Annotated in this window: 19 protein-coding genes; 10 read left to right on the plus strand and 9 right to left on the minus strand. The window is 66.1% G+C overall.

The window, feature by feature from the left end:
* Nucleotides 1-3 precede the first annotated feature (3 nt).
* Both kdgD and MA09_RS17550 read right to left on the minus strand, forming a co-directional pair.
* Complete coding sequence (gene kdgD, locus MA09_RS17545; RefSeq protein ID WP_036251325.1) at nucleotides 4-921, minus strand: 5-dehydro-4-deoxyglucarate dehydratase; 918 nt, start codon at nucleotides 919-921, stop codon at nucleotides 4-6.
* A 119-nt stretch (nucleotides 922-1,040) separates the two neighbouring features.
* Nucleotides 1,041-1,769 (minus strand): FadR/GntR family transcriptional regulator, encoded by a 729-nt coding sequence (locus tag MA09_RS17550; protein WP_036251327.1) that lies wholly within the window; start codon nucleotides 1,767-1,769, stop codon nucleotides 1,041-1,043.
* A 191-nt stretch (nucleotides 1,770-1,960) separates the two neighbouring features.
* On the opposite strand from MA09_RS17550, the gene MA09_RS17555 reads away from it, so the two are divergent.
* The 8 genes from MA09_RS17555 (at nucleotide 1,961) to MA09_RS17595 (ending at nucleotide 14,444) form a co-directional block, all read left to right on the plus strand.
* Nucleotides 1,961-2,680 (plus strand): rhamnogalacturonan acetylesterase, encoded by a 720-nt coding sequence (locus MA09_RS17555; RefSeq protein ID WP_036251330.1) that lies wholly within the window; start codon nucleotides 1,961-1,963, stop codon nucleotides 2,678-2,680.
* Nucleotides 2,677-5,895, plus strand: a complete 3,219-nt coding sequence (locus MA09_RS23800; RefSeq protein ID WP_051933554.1) for a pectinesterase family protein — start codon at nucleotides 2,677-2,679, stop codon at nucleotides 5,893-5,895. Before MA09_RS17555 ends, MA09_RS23800 begins: the two co-directional genes overlap by 4 nt.
* A gap of 103 nt (nucleotides 5,896-5,998) precedes the next feature.
* Nucleotides 5,999-6,421, plus strand: a complete 423-nt coding sequence (locus MA09_RS17570; protein ID WP_200883086.1) for a BlaI/MecI/CopY family transcriptional regulator — start codon at nucleotides 5,999-6,001, stop codon at nucleotides 6,419-6,421.
* A gap of 93 nt (nucleotides 6,422-6,514) precedes the next feature.
* Nucleotides 6,515-7,213 carry a FadR/GntR family transcriptional regulator gene (locus tag MA09_RS17575; RefSeq protein ID WP_051933555.1) on the plus strand — a complete coding sequence of 233 codons (699 nt, stop codon included), beginning with the start codon at nucleotides 6,515-6,517 and terminating at the stop codon, nucleotides 7,211-7,213.
* 425 nt (nucleotides 7,214-7,638) lie between these two features.
* Complete coding sequence (locus MA09_RS17580) at nucleotides 7,639-10,461, plus strand: TonB-dependent siderophore receptor (RefSeq protein WP_036251335.1); 2,823 nt, start codon at nucleotides 7,639-7,641, stop codon at nucleotides 10,459-10,461.
* Between the two features lie 106 nt (nucleotides 10,462-10,567).
* Nucleotides 10,568-11,707: a polysaccharide lyase family 1 protein gene (locus MA09_RS17585; protein ID WP_036251337.1), complete on the plus strand. Its 1,140-nt coding sequence runs from the start codon at nucleotides 10,568-10,570 to the stop codon at nucleotides 11,705-11,707.
* A gap of 11 nt (nucleotides 11,708-11,718) precedes the next feature.
* Nucleotides 11,719-13,560 carry a glycoside hydrolase family 28 protein gene (locus tag MA09_RS17590; protein WP_036251339.1) on the plus strand — a complete coding sequence of 614 codons (1,842 nt, stop codon included), beginning with the start codon at nucleotides 11,719-11,721 and terminating at the stop codon, nucleotides 13,558-13,560.
* 89 nt (nucleotides 13,561-13,649) lie between these two features.
* Entirely contained in the window at nucleotides 13,650-14,444 is a 795-nt protein-coding gene (locus MA09_RS17595) for a YdcF family protein (protein ID WP_036251342.1), read from the plus strand.
* A gap of 24 nt (nucleotides 14,445-14,468) precedes the next feature.
* Here MA09_RS17595 and MA09_RS17600 read toward each other — a convergent pair whose 3' ends face one another.
* The 7 genes from MA09_RS17600 to garD form a co-directional block, all read right to left on the minus strand.
* Nucleotides 14,469-14,825, minus strand: a complete 357-nt coding sequence (locus tag MA09_RS17600; protein ID WP_036251345.1) for a translation initiation factor Sui1 — start codon at nucleotides 14,823-14,825, stop codon at nucleotides 14,469-14,471.
* A complete protein-coding gene (locus tag MA09_RS23805) occupies nucleotides 14,822-15,280 on the minus strand; it encodes a hypothetical protein (protein ID WP_051933556.1) in 459 nt (152 codons plus the stop codon). The genes MA09_RS17600 and MA09_RS23805 overlap by 4 nt, the downstream gene beginning before the upstream one ends.
* A gap of 39 nt (nucleotides 15,281-15,319) precedes the next feature.
* Nucleotides 15,320-15,697 (minus strand): cupin domain-containing protein, encoded by a 378-nt coding sequence (locus MA09_RS17610; protein WP_036251350.1) that lies wholly within the window; start codon nucleotides 15,695-15,697, stop codon nucleotides 15,320-15,322.
* Nucleotides 15,698-15,775: 78 nt separating this feature from the next.
* Nucleotides 15,776-18,223, minus strand: coding sequence for a family 43 glycosylhydrolase (locus tag MA09_RS25080; RefSeq protein ID WP_161783236.1), 2,448 nt, complete (start codon nucleotides 18,221-18,223; stop codon nucleotides 15,776-15,778).
* Complete coding sequence (locus MA09_RS17620) at nucleotides 18,220-19,107, minus strand: aldose 1-epimerase (RefSeq protein WP_051933557.1); 888 nt, start codon at nucleotides 19,105-19,107, stop codon at nucleotides 18,220-18,222. Before MA09_RS17620 ends, MA09_RS25080 begins: the two co-directional genes overlap by 4 nt.
* 15 nt (nucleotides 19,108-19,122) lie before the next feature.
* Nucleotides 19,123-19,941, minus strand: coding sequence for an NAD(P)-dependent oxidoreductase (locus MA09_RS17625; RefSeq protein WP_036251352.1), 819 nt, complete (start codon nucleotides 19,939-19,941; stop codon nucleotides 19,123-19,125).
* A gap of 113 nt (nucleotides 19,942-20,054) precedes the next feature.
* A complete protein-coding gene (gene garD / locus MA09_RS17630) occupies nucleotides 20,055-21,596 on the minus strand; it encodes a galactarate dehydratase (protein ID WP_036251355.1) in 1,542 nt (513 codons plus the stop codon).
* Nucleotides 21,597-21,865: 269 nt separating this feature from the next.
* Between garD and MA09_RS17635 the strand changes: the two genes are divergently transcribed.
* Nucleotides 21,866-23,281, plus strand: a complete 1,416-nt coding sequence (locus MA09_RS17635) for a glycoside hydrolase family 105 protein (protein WP_036251357.1) — start codon at nucleotides 21,866-21,868, stop codon at nucleotides 23,279-23,281.
* A gap of 23 nt (nucleotides 23,282-23,304) precedes the next feature.
* Nucleotides 23,305-24,519, plus strand: a complete 1,215-nt coding sequence (locus MA09_RS17640) for a DUF4861 family protein (protein ID WP_081897662.1) — start codon at nucleotides 23,305-23,307, stop codon at nucleotides 24,517-24,519.
* Nucleotides 24,520-24,525 lie beyond the last annotated feature (6 nt).

A 24,525-nucleotide genomic window follows, 5' to 3' on the forward strand; every position in this document is an offset into this window, starting at 1 on the left:
GGCTTACACCGGGTTCTTCTGCTTCTGGATCAGTTCCAGCAGCATTTCGTCTTCGGCCGGGGTCAGGTCGGTCAGCGGCGGACGCACTGGACCGGCGCCGTGGCCAACCACGCGGGCGCCTGCCTTGATGATGCTGACCGCGTAGCCGCCCTTGCGGTTGCGGATCTCCAGGTACGGCAGGAAGAACTCGTCGATCAGGCGGTTGGTGGTGGCGGTGTCGCCCGAAGCGGTGGCGTTGTAGAAGTCCATCGCCAGCTGCGGCACGAAGTTGAACACGGCCGACGAATACACCGGGGTGCCCAGTGCCTTGTAGGCGCCGGCATACACTTCCGCGGTCGGCAGGCCGCCCAGGTAGCTGAAGCGGTCACCCATCTTGCGATAGATCGAGACCATCAGTTCGATGTCGCCGATGCCGTCCTTGAAGCCGATCAGGTTCGGGTTACGGTCGGCCAGCTTGGCCAGCGATTCCGGGGTCAGGCGGCAGGCAGCGCGGTTGTACACCACGACGCCGATCTTCACGGAGCGGCACACCGCTTCGACGTGGGCGATCAGGCCGTCCTGGTTGGATTCGGTCAGGTAGTGCGGCAGCAGCAGCAGGCCCTGCGCGCCCTGGCGCTCGGCTTCCTGTGCGTGGGCAATGGCCGCGCGGGTCGGGCCGCCGCAGCCTGCCAGGATCGCGACGCCGGTGCCGGCGCAGGTGTCGACTGCGGTCTTGACGATGCGGCTGTACTCTTCGCCGTACAGCGAGAAGTATTCGCCGGTGCCGCCGGCGGCGAACAGCGCGGTGGCGCCGTAAGGTGCCAGCCATTCCAGGCGCTTGGCGTAGCTGGCCTGGTCGAATTCAAGCTGCTCGTCGAAGTCGGTGATCGGGAAGGACAGCAGGCCGTGCGACAGGACTTTTTGTAGTTCGAGAGGTTGCATTACAGAGTCTCCAGGACAGGTGTTGTATGAAATACGGAGTGGCGAAGGGATGCTGCGTTAAGTTGTATGTCATCGTACAACTGAACCGATGACGTCGCAAGTAAAAATTGCGACTTTTTTTAATTGATCATGGATTCGATGCGGCGCTGCGCTTCCACCAGCCGCTCGCGGCTGTTGGACAGGTGGGTACGCATGGCCGCGCGTGCGGCTTCCGGATCGCGGCGCTCGATGGCGCGATAGATGTCGTCGTGCTCGCGGCCGACGCGTTCGTTGAAGTTGGCCGGCTTGTCCTGCTCCAGCTCCACCGTGTTCAGGCGCGCACGCGGGATGATCGCGTTGCCGAGCTGGGTGAGGATGTCTTCGAAATAGCGGTTGCCGGTGGCCTGCGCGATCAGGAGGTGGAAGCGCTTGTCGGCTTCCACCGCCGACCTGCCGACCGCCATCGCCTCATGCATCTCGTCCAGCGCAGCACCCAGTTCCTGCACCTGTTCGTCGGTGCGGCGCGCGGCGGCCAGGCCGGCCGTCTCGGTCTCGACACCGATGCGCAGTTCCAGGATCGACAGCACGTCGCGCAGGGTCAGGATGCTCTCGGCATCGATGCCCAGCCCTGCCTGCGGGCGTTCCAGCACGAAGGTCCCGATGCCGTGGCGCGTCTGCACCAGCCCGGAAGCCTGCAGGTGCGAGATGGCCTCGCGCACCACGGTGCGGCTGACGCCATGCTGCGCCATCATCGAGGATTCGGTCGGCAGTTTCTCGCCGGGCTTGAGGATGCCCTGGCGGATGCTGCTGCTGATCTGTTCGACGACACCCTGTGCGAGATTGCGGGGCTTGCGCTGCGTAGGGATCATGTGGCGAATAAAGGATGGAATGCGAGATAAGACAATTATATATCAATACAAGTTGTATGACGTCTTATGACAAGACATCCTTATTCGGTGAGGTTTTTACTCAGGCAATGAAGCCACGACGCACCCGGCCTGGCCGCTTGATAAATTGGTCAGGCCAAAATAGAATCTGCCCAACCTTTAGGAGCCCCGTCATGCCTCGTCCTGTCCGTTCCCTCGCCTGCCTCGTTCCCCTGCTGTTCGCAGTCCACGCCAACGCTGCCCCTCCACTGCCGGATCGCGTGATCCTGGTCGGCGACTCCACCATGGCCAGCACCACCGGCTACGGCGACGCCCTCTGCGCGCGCTTCACCCCGGAGACGGCCTGCCACAACCTGGCGCGCGGCGGTCGCAGTTCGGGTAGCTTCCGCGCCGAGAAGCGCTGGGACGAAGTGATGGAACTGCTGCGCAGTGGCGCGGGATTTCGCAAGACCTATGTACTGATCCAGTTCGGCCACAACGACCAGCCGGGCAAGCCGGGCCGCTCCACCGACTACGTCACCGAATTCCCCGCCAACATGAAGCGCTACGTGGACGAAGCCCGTTCGCTTGGCGGCGAACCGGTGCTGGTGACGCCGCTGACGCGCCGCATCTTCAAGGACGGCTACGTGCACAACGACCTGGCGCCCTGGGCCGCCACCGTGCGCGATATCGCGCGCGGCACGAAGACCCCGCTGGTCGACCTGAACGCGCTGTCGCTCGCAGCCGTGCAGAAGATGGGATCGCAGGAAGCGGACAAGCTGGCCCGCACCGGCGCGAACTTCGACCACACCCACCTCGGCCCGCTCGGCGCGGAGCGCTTCTCCGGCATCATGGCAAAGGAACTGGTGCGCAAGGTGCCGGCGCTGTCCGCATCCATGCGGGGCGCACAGTGAAGGCGCCGTTCACCCCGCTGTTTGCCCTCGCGGGACTGGCTGCGGCCGGCACCCTGGCCGCGCCTGCCGCGCCGCCGCCGTTCCGGCCCGCGACCGTCGCCGTGCCGATCCCCACGGCCGAGCGCCAGCACGCGCCCTTCGACGGCTGGGCCGCACAGGAAGGCGGCACCCGCGGTGGCGCCCTGGCCAGTCCCGCCCATGTCTACACCGTGCGCGACCGCGCCCAGTTGCTGGCGGCATTGACTGCGCCGGCGCCGGCACGCATCGTGCGCGTGGCGGCAAGCATCGACATGAGCGAAGGCCGCACTTTTAGTAACAGCGACGACCAGGCCAAACGCGGCACGGTGCACATCCCGTCGAATACCACGCTGATCGGCGTGGCCCCGGGCGCAGGCTTCATCAACGGCTCGCTGGCAGTGGCGAACGTGTCGCAGGTCGTCATCCGCAACCTCGCGCTGCGCAATCCCTGCGACGTCGCGCCGCGCTGGGATGCGAAGGACGGACCAAAAGGCAACTGGAATTCGCTGTTCGACGCCATCACGGTATCGAACGCGCACCACGTCTGGATCGACCACAACAGCTTCACCGACGCCCCAAGCACCGACGACAAGCACCCGGTCGAAAACGGCAAGCTGAAGCAGTGCCACGACGGTGCGCTCGACATCAACCAGGCCTCGGACTTCGTCAGCGTCACCTATAACCACTTCGCCCTTCACGAAAAGAACCTCCTGATCGGCTCGAGCGACCGTGCAACGGGCGACCAGGGCCATCTGCGTGTCACGCTCAAGGGCAACCTGTTCGAGCACGTCGCCGAGCGCGCCCCGCGCGTGCGCTACGGCCAGGTCCACCTGCTGAATAACTACTACGTCGGCGACCGCAAGCACCCGACCTACGCCCACGGCTACAGCGTCGGCGTGGCCCACGCCTCGCGCATCATCTCGGACGCCAATGCGTTCGACATCGCCGGCGCCGCGACCTGCAGGCAGGTGGTGCGCGATCCGGGTGCTAGCCCGGGCATCTTCAGCGACAAGGGCTCGCTGCTGAACGGCCAGGCACTTGAAGATTGCCCGTACGGCGGCGACCCCGGCTGGCGCGTGCCCTACGGCTTCAGCGCCCTGCCCGCAGGTGAAGTAGCGCGCCACGTGCGCGAGCATGCCGGCCCGCGCCCCCTCGAGGCGGGCGCGGACGGCTATGCCGAGGCCCGCTTCGTGCCGGTCGCGGGCAGCCCCTTCCTGCTGCGCGCCCGCCAGGACGCGAACGGCGACTGGCAGGGCGCCAGCCTGCAGCTCACCGACGACCGCAAGGTATGGGTAGTGGACCTGCTGGAATCGCGTGCCGGCGAGGTCAAGCGCATCAAGCAAGTGCGCCGCAACGCCTCGCTGCCAGGCGTGCCGGTCGTGTTGCGCTATGCGGCCGAGCCGGGGCCGCAGGGCAACCTGCTGAACGTCTCGGTGGACGGCGACCGCGCAACCTGGCTGGTGGCGCCCCCGATCCCCGCCGCGCAGCCCGTCAGCTGGGATGCCGGCGCGAATGCGCTGCTCGACCTGCGCGGCGGCCCTGCCGGCACGCCGCCACAGCGCGTGACCGTGCATGTCGGCGCCGATCGCATTGCGCTGCAGGCCGGCGATACGCCGGAAACCGTCCGGGTCGGTAGCGTCAGTGGCAATGCGCGTATCACTGCCGTCTCCTCCGATCCCCGCATCGTCGGCGCCGAAGCGGCAGGCGGCGTGCTGCGCCTGGCACCGCAAGCAGAAGGCCGCACAACGGTAACGGTACGCAGCCTGGACGACCCGTGGGCGCAAGCCGTGTTCACGGTCGACGTGGGCGCATCCTTCGCGGCACCCGGCGGCGCCACCCTGCCCGCTTCCGCCACCGCCCATCCCGCCAATGGCGAGCGCGGGGTGCCGCCGGACACGCCGCTGCGCCTCGTATTCGCCGAAGAACCGGTGCTCACCGGCGAAGGCAGCGTGCGCATCTACCGCAAGCGCAGTAAAGAGAAAGACGGGGCCCTGGTCGCGGTCATCCGCCCGGGAGAAACCATCATTGCGCTGGCCCCGCAGGGTCGCCGGCGCCAGGTGCGCCAGCATCCGATCACGGTGCAGGGCAAGGAACTGCGCGTGCGGATGCCGCAGCTGCTGGAATACGGCGTCGACTACGAAGCCGTGATCGATAGCAGGCTGGTGCGTGTTGCGGGGTTCAAGGGCGCACGCTGGTCCTTCCGCACCACGCCGTTCAAGCCGGTCGGCGACAGCGTGACCGTGGACGCGGTCGGGCGCGCCGACTTCCGGACCGTGCAGGCCGCGCTGGACCACGCCATGTCCCTGCCGCGCGACAAGGCGGTCACGGTAAACGTGCGCGATGGCGTCTATCCGGAGCTGCTCTACCTGCGTGACAAGGACAATGTCACCCTGCGCGGCCAGAGCATCGATGCGACCATCATCCGCGCCGCCAACAGCGAGACCCGTAATCCGGGTTCGGGCAGTGGACAGCCTGACGGCACGGCCGGCATCGATGGCGGCCGCGCCCAGTTCCTGGCCCAGGAGGTCGACCTGCTGGAAATTCGCGATATCGCCCTGCACAACAGCACCCGCCGCAGCGACGGCCACTCGGCCCAGGCCGAAACGATCTTCTTCAGAAGCGAGCAAGGCCGCCTGGTCGCACGCAACGCGCACTTCATCAGCGAGCAGGACACGCTGCAGCTGCACGGTTACGCCTGGTTCTACAAGTCGCTCATCGAAGGCAATGTGGACTTCGTGTGGGGGAACAACCGCGCCGCCCTGTTCGAAGAGAGCGAACTGCGTACCGTCGGCGACAGCGCCAACCCGCAAAGCGGCGGCTACATCGTGCAGGCGCGCACCGTGGGCAAGGACGACCCGGGCTTCGTGTTCCTGCGTTCGCGGCTGACGCGCGGCCCCGGCCCGGCGGGCAACCTGCCGCCCGATGGCGCGACCTACTTCGCGCGCTCGCCGGGCACCGCCAATACCTGGGACAACGTGGCCTTCATCGAATGCAGTGTCGGCCCGCACATCGCCGCGGATGCCTGGTACCGCAAGCCGGCACCGAATCCGCTCGAAGGCGGCTGGCGCGAATACGGCAACCGTTCGGAAGACGGACAGCCGCGCAGCTATGGCGGCTTCCAGATGGATCGCGCCCAGGCCGAACGCCTGTCGACCCGCGCCGCGGTGTTCGCGGGCCGCGGCTGGAACCCGCAGTGACGAGCATCCCCGCGGCCCGTAGGTGTAAAGGATCGCACCGCGCTTGACAGTGCCGTTTACAGGCGTAATCATCTTTGAGATTACAAAAGTAAATGGCACTGTCATGTCGAGTACCCCAGCAATCAATATCAGCGACGCCGAGTCGCACGTCATGGAGGTGCTGTGGCGCGCCCCAGGCCCGGTGGTGGCCGAACAGGTCGTCGTCGCGCTTTCCGAGAGCCAGCACTGGCAAACCGCCACCGTCAAGACCCTGCTCAACCGCCTGCTCAAGAAGGGCGCGATTGCCGCCCAAAAGGATGGGCGGCGCTTCCTCTACACCGCGGTGCTGCCGCGCCAAGCCTGGGTGGCGCGCGAAAGCGAAAGCCTGCTGCAGCGCCTGTTCGGCGGTCGCGTCGCGCCGCTGGTCGCGCAGCTCGGCAAACAGGACAAGCTGTCGCCCACGGACATCCGGGAATTGCGCGAGCTGCTCGACAGTCTGGATGACGATCAAAAAGCACAGTCGCAAGCGGCATTACCACACTGTTGACTTATAATTGGTTGGTCCACTTGCAACATTACCCGCACCAAACTAAGATTCGCTGTTTGGCATCGGCCAACCAATATTACGACGGACCCATCGATGAAAAAAACCGCTGCGCTGAACGACAACAGCGTCAACGAGCCACGGCTGTACCGGGTGGTCTCGGCCAAGATCGAGGAGCTGATCCGCGCCGAAAACATCCGCCCGGGCGAGCGCCTGCCGGCCGAACGCGAGCTGGCTACCAAGCTCGGCGTCAGCCGCACCTCGCTGCGTGAGGCCCTGATCGCCCTGGAACTGGGTGGCACGGTCGAGGTGCGCGGCGGCTCGGGGGTCTACGTCAGCGAACAGCCTAAGGCGCAGGCCGAGGTGCCCACGGCCGGTCCCGGTCCCTTCGAAGTGCTGGCCGCGCGCCGCCTGATCGAAGTCGAGGTCGCGGCGCTGGCCGCCAAGCATGCCAGCGACTCGGCCATCGACGCCATCCTGCGCGCGGTCGAAGAGATGGAGCAGCACCACGAAGACCGCAGCGGCAACGAATCGGCCGACCGCAACTTCCACCTGGCGATCGCGCGCGCCACCGGCAACAGCGCGATGGTCGGCGTGATCGAGTACCTGTGGAGCCAGCGCGGCTCGCTCTGGCACAAGCTGAAGGAGCATTTCCAGACCGAGGAACTGCGCCAGCAGACCCTGATCGACCACCGCAACATCTTCGCCGCCATCGCCTCGCACGATGTGGCCGGCGCCCGCACCGCCATGCGCGCCCACCTCGACCGCGTCACCCGCACCTTCTCGCGCGGCTGATCCCTCCATCAGGCCCGGGCCTGGCCCCTGGCCCGCCGGGCCTGCTCTCGCTTCCTGCTCTCTCTTCCGTTGCCTCGGGGCCGCTTGCCCCGGGCCCACCGTCCCTTGTGCGTCAAGCTTATCCTTCCGCCAATTGGTCTGGCCGCCTACAATTGTAATGACACCAATAAAATAAGTGGCACGTCCAGATTGCGAAAGCGGCCAGACCAAAGTAGAATCGCCAGCAAGCCAATGATTGCTGAGTCCCCCGTTCGCCTTCGTCTCAAGTCAAGGCCCTCCGCGGACAACAGCGCTGTGCATTGGTCGGCAGTGACCTCGGCCGGCAGGCTTCGTCACCACCGCGCGGATACCCGTCGTATCCATTCGCGCGATCCAGGGAGACAACTGGACGCACCCGATTTGAGCAGTTGAGCAGGAGACTTGCAGTGAAACACCAACAAATCACCGGGCCACGCCTGGCCGAACCGCGCTTCCTTCTGTCGGCAATCACTGCCGCAGTCCTGACCATGACGAACACCGCTGCGGCGCAGGAAGCGCCGATGCAGCGTGTCGAAGTCACGGGTTCCTCGATCAAGCGCCTCGCTACCGAGAACGCACTGCCGCTGACCACCTACAAGGCGGAAGAGCTGACCAACCAGGGCCTGACCACGATGACGGAAGTCGCGGTCGCCCTGACCGTCGCCGCCACCAACGAGCCGGTCGGCGGCGGTGGCGGCGGCACCATGATCAACATGCGCGGCCTGAACACCAACCGTACGCTGGTCCTGCTGAACGGCCGCCGCCTGGCCAACGAGGCACTGGGCGCCAGCTCGGTCAACGTCGACGTGATCCCGATGGCCGCCATCGAGCGCGTCGAAGTCCTGCGCGACGGCGCATCGGCCCTGTACGGCACCGATGCGATCGCCGGCGTGGTCAACTTCATCACCAAGAAATCGGTCAAGGACGTGACCGTCCACGCCAGCACGGTGCAGCCTGAAAAATCCGGTGGCGGCGACCAGAAGCGCGTGACCCTCATCGCCGGCAAGGGCGACATGGCGACCGACGGCTGGAACGTCTATACCGCGTTCAGTGCCCAGCGCCGCGAGTCGCTGATGCAGAAGGACCGCCCGAACATCTGGGATCCGGTGAAGCTGGCTGCGCTCGGCGGCACCCCGTTCACCTCGAACACCTCGGGCGGCTCGGCATCGCCTGCGAACTTCACCATCTACCGCAACGGCCGCTCCGCCAACATCACCGGCAACCCGTATTTCGCTTCCGGCTGCGTTGCGCCGGGCCTGCCCCAGACCACGGTGCCCTCGACCCGCACCAACGCCAACGGCGGCAAGACCTGCATCACCGACCCGACCATCTACCCGCAGCTGCTGCCGGAAAACCAGCAGGTCACCCTGTTCACCAAGGGCAGCCTGGCCCATGGCGACGGCAGCGTGCTGTCGGTGGAACTGAACCTGTCGCGCTCGTACATCGACGCCATCAGCCCGCCGCAGCCCTTCGGTGCGAACACGAACTATGACGTCCTGACCGCCTCGCGCAGGCCGTTGATGATCACCAGGGCGAGCAAGTGGTACCCGGGCGGCAGCGGCGGCGTGCCTGCCGTGGCCGGCCTGAACGGCGAAGACCTGGCGCTGACCTGGAGCCTGGACGAGCTGGGCGCAGCCAAGCTGCACGATGTGCAGAAAAATGCCCGCCTGGTCGTTGCCGACGAAGGCCAATTCAAGAGCTGGGACTACCGCGTCGGTGCGTCCTACGGCTACAGCCACCGCGACACCGGCTTCAAGGAAAACTTCGTGCGCACGCCGGGCGTGTACGCAGGTGTTGCCAACGGCATCCTGAACCCGTTCGGTGCGCAGGATGCGGCGGGCCGCGCTTACCTCGAGAGCATCTCGGCCGACGGCGAGGACTTCCGCGTGGCCGACGTGCGCCACTACGGTGTCGATTTCAACCTCTCCCGCACCCTGATGGACCTGCCGGGCGGCTCCCTGGGCCTTGCCATCGGCGGCGACTGGCACCGCGAGACCTATGAGGAAGACGCGCGCATGATCGCCAACGAGGTGGTCTGGCGGGTCTCCGGCTCGCCGGGCAACAACCCGAGCGGCCAGCGCCGCGTCGCCGGCCTGTATGCCGAACTCGACGCGCCCGTCACGAAAGAGCTGAACCTGAACGTCGCGGTGCGCGGCGACCATTTCAGCGATTTCGGCTCGACCTTCAACCCGAAGGCCAGCTTCCGCTACCAGCCGATCAAGCAGCTGATGGTGCGCGGCACGGTCAGCACCGGCTTCCGTGCCCCGACCCTGCCTGAACTGTACGGCGTGCCGCGCACGTTGACGCCGTCGACCTCGAGCTGGGACGATCCGCTGCTGTGCCCGAGCCGGACCCCGAACGTGGCCGGCTCCGGCACCCTGACGACCGACCCGCGCTTCGCCGGCCTGGGTCTCGACGCCGAGCGCGTCTGCAACACGCGCCTGACCACGCTCGTCGGCGCCAACCCGGACCTGCAGCCGGAAAAGTCGAAGACCTACACCGTCGGTTTCGTGATCGAACCGGTCAAGAACCTCGTTGCCACCGTCGACTTCTGGAAGATCGACATGAAGGGCACGATCGCCCAGATCAACGAAGATTCGATCTTCAACAACCTGGCGCGCTACCAGGACCTGTTCGTGCGTAACCCCGACGGCACGCTGCAGTACATCCAGAAGACGCGCCTGAACATGGGCGGCCTGAAGACCCAGGGTATCGACCTCAGCCTGGACTACTCGTTCCCGACCAAGAACTGGGGTCGCTTCGGCTTCTCGATGGACGGCACCTACACCGACAAGTACGAAGGCCAGAACGACGTCGGCAGCCCGTGGGTCGACAGCGTCGGCAGGATCGGCGCCCTGTCCACCGGTTCCACCTCGGCCAACACCTACATCTTCAAGTGGAAGCACCAGGCGCGCGTGAACTGGAACTATGGTCCGTTCTTCGCCCAGCTGACGCAGCAGTACTCGTCGACCTACGAAGACACCAACGCACTGCCGACCCAGCAGCCGGGCCAGCCGTTCTACAACGTGATCGCGCCGTACCGCGTGTACAACCTGTCGACGACTTACAAGTTCTCGAAGAAGTTCAAGGTCGGCCTCGGCGTGAACAACCTGTTCGACACCGATCCGCCGCTGTCGAACCAGCGCCTGTCTTCGCGCGTCGTGTTCGCGCAAAACATCGCCAAGCCGATCGGCCGTGCCTTCACGGCGCGCGCGGACTACACGTTCTAAGCGTCTTTTAGAGCGTAACCAACGCAGGGCGGACGAGGACCTCGTCCGCCCTGCGCACATTCACCCCACGCGGTGCGCCGGCGTGCCGCCAACGCGAGCGATCTCCATGAAGCATCTTCCTCTTGCCCTGATCCTGTCGGGTGCCCTGGCGGGCCATGCGCTCGCGGCTTCTCCGGATTTTTCCATTTACCAGGTCGCACCTCCGGACGGCTGGGCGGCGCAGGCGGGCGGCACCCGCGGCGGCGCCGATGCCCCTGCCGCCAACGTCTTCACCGTCACCAACGCCGCGCAACTGCGCAAAGCGCTCGGCAAGGGCATCCAGGGCAGCCGGATCGTGCAGGTGGATGGCATCATCGACATGAGCGAAGGCCGCCCCTATGTCGGCAAGGCAGACCAGGCCAAGCGCGGACAGGTATCGCTCCCCGCCAATACCACGCTGGTCGGCCTGGGTTCGCATGCAGGCTTCATCAATGCGCACCTGAAGGTGTCAAAGGTCTCGCAGGTCATCATCCGCAACCTCAAGCTGCGCAACCCCTGCGATGTCGAACCCGCATGGGACCCGCGAGACGGCGATGAAGGCAACTGGAACGCCGAGTTCGACGGCGTCTCCATCGTCGCCTCGCACCACGTCTGGGTCGACCGCAACAGCTTTACCGACGCGCCAGTCACGGACGACACGCTGCCGGTCGAAAACGGCAAGACCAGGCAGTGCCACGACGGCTCGCTCGACATCCGCGAGGGCAGCGACTACGTGACCGTCTCGTACAACCATTTCGCGCTGCACGCCAAGAACATGCTGATCGGCGCCAGCGACCAGGCCATGGAGGATGCCGGCCGCCTGCGCGTCACCATCAGCAACAACCTGTTCGAGCATATCGCCAGCCGCTCGCCGCGCGTGCGCTTCGGCCAGGTCCACCTCTTCAATAACTACTACGTCGGCGACCGCAAGCATCCGATCTATCGCCACGGCTACAGCGTCGGCGTCGCCAAGCACGCGCGCATCGTCTCGCATGCGAATGCCTTCGAGATCGCGGGTAGCCGCTCCTGCCTCGATGCCGTGCGCCCGTTCGCCACAGGTGCGGATGCCGGCAGCTTCCTGGATACCGGCTCGCTGCTGAACGGCGCGCCGCTGGCGCCCTGCGGCGCCGCAGAATTGCCATCCTGGACCGTACCCTACCCCTTCAACCCGCTCCCGGCCGATGCCGTGCCCGCCCATGTGCGTGCGCATGCCGGCGCCGGCAAATAAAAGGAAACATCATGAAAACGCGACACATCAATCCGCAACGCCGCTCGCTGCTGCATGCTGCTTCGGCCTCGGTGGCAGGCATGGCCGTAGGACCGGCACTCGCCGCAAGCGGAGGGAAGACGGCGGCACAAAACGACCCCTGGGCGCGCGCCCGAAGCATCGTCGAGCAGTTCAGGAAGCCGCTCGGCTTTCCCAAGCGCGACTTCCTGATCACCGCTTATGGCGCCGAACCCTGCGAGGCGGTCATGGTGACCGGTTATGTGGCCGACCACGAAGAGGGCAAGGTCGGCACCCCGGCGCCGGGCGCCAAGGACTGCTATGCCGCGATCGCGGCGGCCATCGCGGCGTGCAGCGCGGCGGGCGGCGGCCGGGTCCTGATCCCGGCCGGTAACTGGCTGGTGAAGGGCCCGATCGTCCTGAAGTCGAACGTCAACGTGCACCTGGCCAAGGGCGCCCACGTCTACTTCAGCAACGATCCGGAAGACTTCGCCAAATACGGCGACTATGACTGCGGTCCGAACGGCAAGCTGGTGATCTCGCGCTGGCAGAGCAACGACTGCCTGAACTATTCGCCGATGGTCTACGCCTACGGCCAGACCAACATCGCCCTCACCGGCGAAGACTGGACCAGCATCCTGGACGGACAGGGCGGCGTGCCGCGCGCCGACGGCGAGACCTGGTGGGACTGGAAGGGCAAGCGCAAAGGCGTGGCAGGAAAGATCCCGAACCTGCAGCGCACGCAGATCGCCGTGAACCCGCTCAATCCGACCTCGATCCGGGCGGTCGCCCCGCACCTGAATGACGCGCAGGTCGCCCTCATGGAGGGCAAGAACGACAAGTGGCGCACCGACGAAGCCTACCTGCCGACCCTGTCGGAAGCGGGCGTTCCGGCCGCCAAGCGCGTGTTCGGCCGCGGCCACTACCTGCGCCCCTGCATGGTCGAATTCATCGGCTGCACCAACGTGCTGCTGCAGGGCTACCAGCTGAACCAGTCGCCGTTCTGGCAGCACCACCCGGTCAACTGCAGCAAGCTGGAGATCCGCGGCGTGCACATGGACAGCATGGGGCCGAACAGCGACGGCTTCGATCCGGAAGCCTGCAACACCGTGCTGGTCGATGGCTGCACCTTCAACAGCGGCGACGACTGCATCGCGATCAAGGCCGGCAAGAACCTCGATACCCAGTTCGGCCCAACCCAGAACGTGGTGATCCAGAACTGCGTCATGAACAGCGGCCATGGCGGGGTGACCCTGGGCAGCGAGATGGCGGGCGGCATCCAGCACGTGTATGCGCAGGACATCGAGTTCCGCAACACGCATTGGGCGACCGACCCGCTCAACACTGCCATCCGCCTGAAGACCAACATGAACCGCGGCGGCTTCCTGCGCCACTTCTACGTGCGCAACGTGACCATGCCCAACGGCGTGAACCTGAAGCCGCAGTTCTACACCCCGCTCCCGGGCTCGCCGATCCAGCCCAAGTCGGTAGGGGCCGGGGCAGGCGCCGTGATCACCTTCGACTGCGACTATGCTCCGAACGCCGACAACGTGCGCACCCGTCCGCCGGTGGTGGAGCACATCCATATCTCGGGCGTCAAGGTGGGCAACGTCGCAACGGAGAACGGCCCGCGCTCGTGCTACCAGGCGCTGCTGCTGCTCGGTCCGGTCGCCTTCGACTACAACGGCGACAAGCCGGTCGACATCCTGCCGATCCGCGACGTGACCATCACCGACTGCGACTTCGGCACCCCGGTGAACGCGGCCCAGCCCTGGTTCATCTACAACGTCCGCAACGTCAAGCTGAGCAAGGTAACCATCGCGGGCAAGGTCTACAACACCACCCTGCAGGCTTGATGAGCAGGATGAGCTAGGATGTCGGATTTGCGGCCCGCCCTCGCATCCCGAGGGCGGGCTTCCACGCTCTTGTTCCGACCCTGACACCGATGCTCGACCTGATCAACGCCATCCCGCGCAGCCTGATTCTTCCCCCCGCCAGCCTGTTCCTGCTGATCCTGGCGGGATTGGCGATGTGGCGGCGCTGGCCGCGCACCGGGCGCGCCTTCGCGGGAGCCGGGGTGGCGGCACTTGCCCTGCTGTCGATGACCGGGGTAGCCGACCTGTTCATCAGGCCGCTGGAGCGCATGACCCGGCCGCTGCATGCGCCGGAGCGCACCGGCGCCCAGGCGATCGTGGTGCTCGCCGCCGGACGGCTGCGCAATGCCCCCGAATACGGCAATCGCGACATCCCCGACCATACCGCCCTGGCGCGCCTGCGCTATGCGGCCCACCTGCAACGGCGCACGGGGCTGCCCGTCCTCGTCAGCGGCGGCACCGTCGGCACTCCCATGGCAGGCGAGCGCCCTTATTCGCTGGCCGATGCGATGGCCACGGCCCTGCGCGAGGATTTCGGCGTTCCGGTGCGATGGGTCGAAGCACGCTCGCGCGACACCGCCGAGAACGCCGCCTTCAGCGCGGCGATGCTGCGGGCCGACCGGGTCCGGCGTGTCCTGCTCGTGACCGATGCCATGCACATGGCGCGTTCCCGCGCCGTCTTCGAGCGCGCCGGGCTCGAGGTGGTCGACGCACCGACCATGTTCTTTAGCGGCCAGGCCCGCTCTGTCCATGCCTGGATTCCGAGCGCCGAGGGCTTGCGCCGCTCCTGGTACGCGATGTACGAACTGATCGGCTCAGTGTGGTACAGGCTGCGTTCGGGCGGCGCCCAGGCCGCTGGCGGCTGAGCGCCTGCAACAGGGCGCCAGCCTTCAGCCGCCGGCCCGCTTCGGCTGGTGGCCGAGCTTCCTCAGCGTTTCGAGGACCAGGTCGCAGTGATCGCCCTGCACTTCGATCACCCCATCCTTCACGGTACCGCCCGAGCCGCATGCCGTGCGCAGCTGCTTGCCCAGCTGGGCCAGTGCCGTGGCATCGAGGGCGAGCCCCTTGACGATCGTCACGCTCTTGCCGCCACGGCCCTTGGTCTGGAGCGACACGCGTACCACGCCGTCGCCCTTGACGGCGGGCTTGGTCTTGCACGCGCAGGCCGAGGCCGGTTGACGGCATACGGGGCACATGCGGCCGCTCTCGGTTGAATAGACGAGGCCGCTGTTAGAACTGCTCTTCATGTTTTGATCAATACCCGTTCCATGGAACAGCCAGCGATGTAATACCGGCCCTGCTCTTGCGTCACCTCGACCCTGAGATAGGTCCCCTTGTCGAACCTGTCGGTCTTGACATGGTAGCGGTAGGTGACGATACGGAGCCATTCGCCTTTCACGCCTCGCACCCCATGTTCCGTGTTGTGATAACGGTATTCCTTGATGTTCCCGAAGCCTTTCTGCATCACCTGCAGAGACCCGATCAACACCTCGCGCGAATAGGCAGCCTTGAGCTTGGGCGACATAGCAGCGTACACCGCCGCCATATCCTTGTGCACGATCTTGCCAGCCGCCTGGTCGGCCAGCGCCCGGATAGCGGCGTCTGCGGACGGGTTCGGGGCCGCCGAGGCCATTACCTGCGGCATGGCCAGGAGCGGCGCAGTGGCCAGGAGCTTCGGTACGATGTGCCAACGTGATTTCATGTGTTCGACAAGCAGATGTAAAGGATGCGCGCATCCTGGTTAAACCGGTCGCGTCTCTGTCCCTTCGCCGCGGGTTACGTGCAGCATGCGGCTAGGCAGGCGCAGCTTGGCAGTATGCCAGACGCCACGCGGAACCACGACTGCGCCGCTGCCTTCCAGCACGATCGTCTCGACCTCGCTGCCGCGGTCGAGAAGCAACTCGACAGCGCCGGATAGCAGATACACGAACTCATCGCCCTGCGGATGCATCTCCCAGGTCGGCCAGTCTTCCGTAAATGCAAATTCGCTGAGCAGCCAGCCTTTGCCGAAAGCATCGAGTTCGGCGGGCGGCAGCTGCCAGAAGGACTCGCCTGGAACGCTGCGCGCGTTGCCGTCCTCGGCAAGGTGGACGTAGGTATGCTGCGGGTTGATGCCCATGACGGCTCCTTCGTCGAGAGCGGAAGTCGGGCAATACTATCACCGGAATGCGGACTGCCGCGGCAGTCCGCATCGGCATCAAGGCGTGATACGCAGGTAGTCGATGTCGGCGAAGCTGCCGGACGCGCCGGTAGCGAACAGGCCGATCTGCGCGCCGACCCAGCGGCCCATGGTGGCATCGAAAGGCGCGCCCATTTGCGTGTAGCGCAGGCCATCCGCGCTGTACGAGAAGGCAACCCGGGCCCCGGCCGTCACATGGATGCGCAGGTGGGCCGCGAAGCCGGGCAGTGCCTCGCCCAGCTCCTCGCTGCACTTGCCGTTTTGGGCGCAGCGCACCTGCACCATGCGCGGCCTGCCCTCGACGCGGCGCAGGCCGAACCAGTGGCTGGCCAGGCCCATCGTGCCGAGGCTGACCTGGTCGCCGTCGCGCTGTGCCTGTAGTTCCACCTTTGCAGTGACGCCAAAGGCTGGCGCCGGGAACTTCTGCGTCAGTACCGACGGCAGCGACCGCACCGGCACATCGGGCTGCGCGAGCAGGCGCAGGTGGTCTGGACGGGCATCGAGCGCATACCAGCGCGCGTCCGGGTTGGCCGCCCATTGCCACTGCGGGCCCAGCACCTTGCCATCGAATTCGTCGCTGGTAGCGGGAACACGTTGCAGGAAGCTGCCGGCAACCGGCTTGGCGTGCTCCACCACCGGCTGCCCCACGCCCGGCTTGCCGGAGGGCTCGCCGATCAGCGGCCAGCCATCCTCCCAGCGCATCGGCTGCAGGTGCACCACGCGTCCGTAGGCGCGCTTGTCCTGGAAGTGGAAGAACCAGTCGGCGCCTTGCGGCGTCCTGACCCAGGCGCCCTGGTGCGGTCCGTTGATGTTCGTCGCGCCCTGCTCCATCACGATGCGCGACTCGTAGGGTCCTTCGATGCTGCGCGAGCGGAACACCGATTGCCAGCCATGCTCGACACCGCCAGCTGGCGCGAACACGTAGTAATAACCGTTCGCCTTGTACAGCTTCGGGCCTTCCAGCGTGCGGTAGCCGGGCAGCTTGTCGCCGTCGATGACCACCTTGCCCTCGCTGTCCAGCAGGCTGCGCCCATCCGGGGCCATTCGGCGCAGCGTAAGCACGTTGTTGAAGCCGGCCCGGCTCTTGGCCCAGGCGTGGATCAGGTAAGCCTTGCCGTCGTCGTCCCACAACGGCGTCGGGTCGATGATGCCCTTGCCCGGCAGGAGCAGGTGCGGCGTGCTCCAGGGACCGTTGAAGTCTTTCGCGGTGGTGACGTAGACGCCGTTGTCGGGGTCCGGGTAGAAGAGCCAGAACTTGCCGTCGTGGTAGCGCAGGCAAGGCGCCCAGACGCCCTTGCCGTGCTGGGGCGCCGCGAACTGCGCGCTAGGGACCAGCTGGGGCAGCGCATGGCCTTTCAGCTCCCAGTTGACCATGTCCTTCGAGGTCAGCAGCGGCAGGCCGGGCGCGTTGGCGAAGCTCGAGGACACCATGTAGTAGGTGTCGCCGACGCGGATGACGTCCGGGTCCGAATAATCCGCGTGCAGGATCGGGTTGCGGTAGCGGCCATCGCCGAGGTCGGGCGACCAGGGCGCGCGTGGCGACACGGGGCCGAGCACGCGCTCCAGGAAACCCGCCATGGCGTCGACGGTCGGCGATACCCAGGGGTCGAACAACCAGAACGAATGCGGCGTACCGGCCAGCGCCACGGTATCCGAATGGATGCCATGCGAGGCCAGCTTGGCCGCCATCGCTTCGCGCCCCACCGAGAAGCGCGGCACGCTGCTGGTAATGAAGAGTACGGGCGGGCTGCTCCTGCCGACGTGGTTGATGGGCGAAGCCTCGCGCCACAGCGCTTCCTTCTCGGCGTAGCGGCCGCCGAACCAGGCGCCCGCTGCGGACGGGTTCTTCCTTGGATCGTCCTCGTGCTTGCGCGCCTCTTCCGAGGTGAAGTCCGACAGGCCATCGATGTTCACCACGGCGCGGATCGCTTGCGGCTCGAGCATGCCGACCAGGGAGGCGATCTGGCCGCCGGCCGAGCCGCCGGCAATGGCAAGCTTCGCGGGGTCGATGCCGAAGCCGGCCGCCCCCTTGCGCAGCCAGCGCACCGCGTCCTTCACGTCCTCGATGGCCGCCGGGTAGCGCGCCTGCCCGGACAAGCGGTAGCTGACGGTAGCGGCCGCGTAGCCGCGCGCAGCAAGCCGGGCCGCCAGCGGCGCCATGTTGGCGCGTTCACCCGTGCCCCAGCCCCCGCCGTGCACCAGGACCACCAGCGGCGCCGGCTTGCCGGTCGGGCCGGGCAGGTAGAGGTCGAGCCCCAGGGCCAGGTCGCCACGCTGCGCGTAGACGAGGTCCTTGCGCACCTGCACCGGCGCCGGCGCCTCGGCGCTGGCGATGCGGATGTCGGGATAATCGCGGATCAGCTTGCGGTAGGTGGTCTCGGCGTTGTACGGCGCCTGGGCGAAGGCTGCACTCACCGCCAGTGCCGGCAGCAGGCCGAGCAGGCCACGCAAGGGCGGGCGCTTCACAGCGCCGCTCCGCGGAACACGCAGCGGCGGCGCAGCGTGGCGCCCGGCGCCAGCACCGTCAGGCCCGGGTAGCCCGGCAGGTTGTGCGCATTGATCGGGTGATCCACCGGCTCGAAGCAGAAGAAGTCGCGTCCCGATGGAACGTAGAGGATGAAGTAATCCATGTCGGCCTGTACCTCCAGCGCAAGGCCGCGTTGCGGCCAAGTGATGCGGGCGGCACCATGCCAGCCCTCGAATGCGTTGTCGACGCCGTCGTGCGGCAAGGGGGCGGGATGGTCGAAGCGCCAGTGCGCCGGAATGTCCTGGCGCATGACCGGCAGCTTGTCTGGACCGGCCATCCAGACGCTGTTGGCGCCGGCTTCCAGCCGCGCTCCCTGCGGATCGGGCATCCACGGATGCAGGCCGATCCCGAACGGCAGCGCGATGCGGCCCGCGTTGCGCACGCTGAGTTCGACGACCAGGGCGTCACTGGCCAGGGTGTAGTGCAGCTCGGCCGTGTAAGCGAAAGGTTCCGCGTCCCAGCGGTCGAGACTCAGGATGAGCGAAGTATCGCAGTGGGCGGCGACGCGCCAGGGCTGCTGCCAGCCGTCGCCGTGGATCGGGCAAGGCTCGCCTGCCCGGTTGGGCGCGGGCACATGACGCTTGCCTTCGAAGGCGAAACCCGAGGGCGCCATCCGGTTCGACCAGGGCAGCAAGGGGAAACAGGCCAGCTGCCCGGGCAGCGGCATGTCGTTGACATCCGGGGGCAGGCCGCGCAGCAGGGGATGTGCGCCGTCGCCGTTCAACCAGTCCAGCCGTGCCAGCCCGCCGCCGACCTGCGGAACGACTTCGGCCAGCAGGCGGTCGTTGCGCAGCGTGAGGCGTTCCAGCACGGTCGTGGACACGAGGTTGAAACTGAGTCAGTACTGCGGGCCGTCGAGCAGGAACTTGCCGCCCTGGTACATCGTGGTGACGTCGTCCTTGGCCGGGAACTCCGAGGTGTCCGGGAACAGGTGCGCGAACTTCGACGAGCTGTCCTTCGGCTTGTAGCCCAGGTGCGAGGCCAGGCGGTTGTCCCACCACACGCTGTCGTTGTCCGACACGCCATAGACGATGGTGTGGCCGACGCGCGGCGCGAACAGCGAGCAGCGCAGCATCTCGGTCAGGTCGTCGTAAGAGAACCAGGTGCTCATCATGCGCTTGTTGGCCGGCTCCGGGAAGCTCGAGCCGATGCGGATGCAGACCGTCTCGATGCCGAAGCGGTCGAAGTAGTAGCGCGCGATCTGCTCGCCGAAGACCTTCGACAGGCCGTAGTAGCTGTCCGGGCGGGTCGGCGAATTCGCATCCAGCACGGTGTTGACGTGGTGGTAGCCGATCGCATGATTCGAGCTGGCGAAGATCACGCGCTTGGTGCCGGCCTTGTGCAGGGCCTCGTAGAGGTTGGCCACGCCGAGGATGTTGGCCTGCATGATCGGCTCGAAAGGCTTCTCGGTGGAGATGCCGCCGAAGTGCAGCACGGCGTCCACGCCTTCCAGCAGCTTGAGCACCGCTTCCTTGTCGGCCAGGTCGCACTGGACGATTTCCTCGCCCTCGCGCGCTTCGCCCATGTCGGCCACGTCGGACAAGCGCACGACTTCGGCCCAGGGCTTGATACGGTCACGCAGCACCTTGCCGAGGCCACCGGCGGCGCCGGTCAGCAGGATGCGTTTGAAGGGCTTGCCTTTTGCAGCTTCGGTCATGCTAAAACTCCTTGATCTTGTGGCGCTATCACCGCCACTCATGTTGTTCGTAGGGTGGGCGGGTCTCCCGCCCACCCTGCAAATTCATGCAGCGACAACAACGCAATATTCGTTCAGGTCACCGGCGCAGGATTGAACAGCGCCAGCGAATTGTGCAGTTTCCAGTGTTCGGCCCAGGTCTTCTTCCCGCTGGCCACGTCGAGGATCAGGCGGAACATCTCCCAGCCCACGTCCTCGATAGTAGCTTCTCCGCTGGCGATGCGTCCGGCATTCACGTCCATCAGGTCGTGCCAGCGGTTCGCCAGCTCGGTGCGGGTGGCCACCTTGATGACCGGGACCGCAGCCAGGCCGTAGGGGGTGCCGCGGCCGGTGGTGAAGATGTGCACGTTCATGCCGGCGGCCATCTGCAGGGTGCCGCAGATGAAGTCGCTTGCCGGGGTGGCGGCGTAGATCAGGCCTTTCTGCTGCAGCTTCTCGCCCGGCGACAGTACGCCGGTGATCGCCGTGGTGCCCGACTTGACGATCGAGCCCATGGCCTTTTCCACGATGTTCGACAATCCACCCTTCTTGTTGCCGGGCGTGGTGTTGGCGCTGCGGTCGACGCCGCCGCGCACCAGGTAATCGTCGTACCACTGCATCTCGCGCACCATCGCCTGGGCGATTTCCGGGGTGGCGGCGCGCGCGGTGAGCTGGTCGATGCCGTCGCGGACTTCGGTGACCTCGGAGAACATCACGGCGCCACCGGCGCGCACGATCAGGTCGGTGGCGAAACCGACGGCCGGGTTGGCGGTCACCCCCGAGAAGGCGTCGCTGCCGCCGCACTGCACGCCGACCACCAGGTCGGACGCCGGGCAGGTCTCGCGCTTGCGCGCGTTCAGCAGTTGCAGGTGCTTCTCGGCAGTCTGCATCAGGTTATCGATCATCGACATGAAACCGACGTGCTGCTGGTCCTGCAGGGTCACGACCGAGGGTTCGGCATTGCCGATCGGGATCGCGCCGGCCGGGAACAGGCGCGCCGGCGGCAGCTTCTCGCAGCCCAGGCTGACGACCATGACGTGGTCGCCGAAATTCGGATTTCTGGAGAGATTGCGGATGGTCTTGATCGGGATGTCGGCGCCCGGCGCGTCGATGGCGACGCCGCAGCCGTACACGTGCTCGAGCGCGACCACGTCCTCGACGTTCGGGTAGCGCGGCAGCAGCTCTTCCTTGATGCGCTTGACCGCGTAGTCGATCACGCCCGAGACGCACTGCACGGTACTGGTGATCGCCATGATGTTGCGGGTGCCGACCGAACCGTCCTTGTTGCGATAACCCTCGAAGGTATAGCCTTCGAGCGGTTCGCCGACCGGGCGCGCGCGCGTGCCGATCGGCAGGTCGTCGAGCGAGCGGGCGGCCGGCATGCGCAGCACGCGCTCCGAGACCCAGCTGCCGCGCGGGATCGGGCTGTTGGCATAACCGATCGTCACGCCGTAGCGGATGACCGGATCGCCTTCGGCAAAGTCCACCAACGACACTTTGTGCCCCTGAGGGACGCCTTCGACGAGCGTCAGGCCATCCGGGAAAACGGTGCCCGCGGGCAGTCCGCCGTCGTTGACGACGATGGCGACGTTGTCGCTGGCCTGCATGCGGATTGTGCGCGGAACTTGGGTGTTCATGGTGTGATGCCTTGGTCGGTAGGTTCTTTTTCAGTATGCCATACAATTTTGGGCAGTGGCTAGTCCACCTTGCGATTTTGGTCGGACCAAATTAGAATGGCCTGACCAAAAAGTAGTCAACAAGTAGCTAGACGTATAAAGAGTGCATGACGGCCCCCGGGGCAAGGCGCATCGTCGAAGACAGTACGAACGTACGGCGAGACGATGCAACGCAGCACTGGGGGATTGTCAGGCGCTCGAAGTCAGACAAATCCGCTCACTGGAGACATATGAAGACCACGCTTCTGGCAGCCTCGCTTGCCACCGTATTAGGCTGTGCACTCGCTTCCGGTCCTGCCCTGGCCCAGGGTGGCCAGTACCGCAATACCGACAACAAGAACCTGCTGGACCACTCCGAAGGCACCTACCCGGTCCCGTATAAAAAGCCAGTGGTGGCGGAAGTCACGGCCCAGCTCAAGGCGATCCGCGGCTACATGGACCAGGCCACGCCGACCCGCATCATCAACAGGAAGACCGGCGACCAGATCACCGACCTGAAGACCCCGAACGCCGACGCGATCGTCGAACCCAGCAAGGGCGACTACGGCATCCAGGTCTATGAGATGGGCGTGGTCCACTCGGGTCTGCTGAAGGCGGCCGAAGCGACCGGCGACCAGGGCTTCACGGCGATGAGCCAGCGCCACTTCCAGTTCTTCTCCCAGACCCTTCCCTACTTCCGCGCCCAAGAACAGAAGTTCCGCCTCGATCGGGCCAACAGCTTCATCCGCTTCCTCGACCCGCACTCGCTGGACGACTCCGGCTCGATGTGCGCCGCCCTGATCCGCGCGCGCCTGGCCAAGGTCGGCCCGGACCTCAAGCCCATGATCGACACCTGCAGCGACTGGGTGATCAACAAGCAGTTCCGCCTGGAAGACGGCACCATGGCGCGCAAGCGCCCGCAGGAAGTGTCGCTGTGGGGCGACGACATGTACATGAGCATCCCCTTGCTGGCCGAGATGGGCCGCCTGACGGGCGACCGCAAGCACTTCGACGACGCCGTCAACAACGTGATGGGCATGAGCAAGCGCCTGTTCAACCCGCAGAACGGCCTGTACACCCACGGCTGGCACGCCAACCACCCGGACGCGCCGCGCTTCTATTGGGCGCGCGCCAACGGCTGGGCGGTGCTGGCCATGTCCGACCTGCTCGACGTGCTGCCGAAGGACCACCCGGGCTACCAACCGGTGCTGAACCAGCTGCGCGCCGCGATCAAGGGCATCGCCGAACTGCAGTCGGGCACCGGCCTGTGGCACCAGATGCTCGACCGGAACGATTCCTACCTGGAGACTTCGGCCAGCGCCATGTTCACCTACGTGATCGCGCACGCGGTCAACCAGGGCTGGGTCAGTCCGACCACCTACGGCTCGATCGCGCAGGCTGGCTGGGTCGGCCTGTCGACCCGCATCACCGCCAAGGGTGAAGTGGAAGGTACCTGCGTCGGCACCACGCTCGCCGGCGACATGGTTTATTACTACAACCGCCCGACCAGCGTGCACGCGCTGCATGGCTACGGCCCGACCCTGTTGGCCGGCGCCGAGATCATCAAGCTGATGAACAATCCGGCTTTCGAGATCCAGCACAAGGTTCGCACGTATCATTACGTGCCCAAAGGGGGCAAGACCGACTACAACAAGCATCAGCAATGATGCGTCCATCACCGAGCGAACCCATGAAACGACTGATCCTAGCCGCTCTGCTTTCCGCATCGCTGAACGCCTACGCCGCCGAAAAACTGGGGGTGACCGTCCAGCACGACCTGTCCATCGCACGCCCGTCCGAGACCATCTCGATCCCGTGGAGCGACGTGAACGCCGCCCTGCCGGGCGCGCTGATCCAGAAGATCGCCGTCAAGGATGCCAAGGGCCGCGTGCTGCCCTACCAGGTGACCAACGTGGCGCCGCTGTCCAAGGATCCGGAGAACAAGGGCATCGCCTATGGCGAGCTGCTGTTCCAGCACAGCTTCGCCCCAGGCGAGAAGAGCGCCAGCTTCACCGTCGAGAAGATCGACACGGTGGCGCCGGTGTTCGCCCAGAAGGCCTATGCCCGCTACGTGCAGGAGCGCCTCGACGACTTCGCCTGGGAAAACGACAAGGTGGCGCACCGCACCTACGGCCCGGCCCTGGCCGCCCCGTCCCCTAGCGGCATGAACAAGGAAGTGCTGGTGACGAGCGGCCTGGACCTGTGGTTCAAGCGGGTGCCGTATCCGATCGTCGACCGCTGGTACAACAAGGGCCATGACCACTACCACAAGGACGAGGGTGAGGGCATGGACATGTACCAGGTCGGCAAGTCGCGTGGCGCCGGCGGCACCGGCGTGTGGGACGGCAAGCAGCTGTACACCAGCGTGAACTACGCCTCGTGGAAGGTGCTGGCCAACGGTCCGGTGCGTGCGGTCTTCGAGCTGCACTACGCCGCCTGGGATGCGGCCGGCAAGCAGGTCAGCGAAGTCAAGCGCTTCACGGTCGACGCCGGCCATTACCTGGACCGCATCGACTCCACCTTCCAGTACGAGGGCAACGAGCCGATTACCGTGGCGGTGGGCCTGAACAAGAACCCGAGCGACAAGGGCCAGGACCCGGTCATCACGGTCAAGCGCGAAGGCCCGGTGCTGCTGCAGTGGATCGAGCAGAAGAGCAACGGCGCCTTCGGCACCGCGGTCGTGCTGCCAGGCGCGGAAGGCTTCACCCAGGACAGCCTGAATGAGCTGATCCTGGCCAAGGCCACTTCCGGCAAGCCGCTGCGCTACTACGCCGGCGGCGCCTGGAGCCGCGCCGGCGAAATCACCACGCTCGCCCAGTGGCAGCGCCTGGCGCAGGACACCGCTGCGCGCGCCGGCAATCCGGTGCGCGTGACCCTGTCGCCTTCCCAAGCAAACAAGCAGTGAGGTAAC

Source organism: Massilia sp. BSC265 (assembly GCF_000740675.1).
Classification (GTDB): domain Bacteria; phylum Pseudomonadota; class Gammaproteobacteria; order Burkholderiales; family Burkholderiaceae_D; genus Telluria.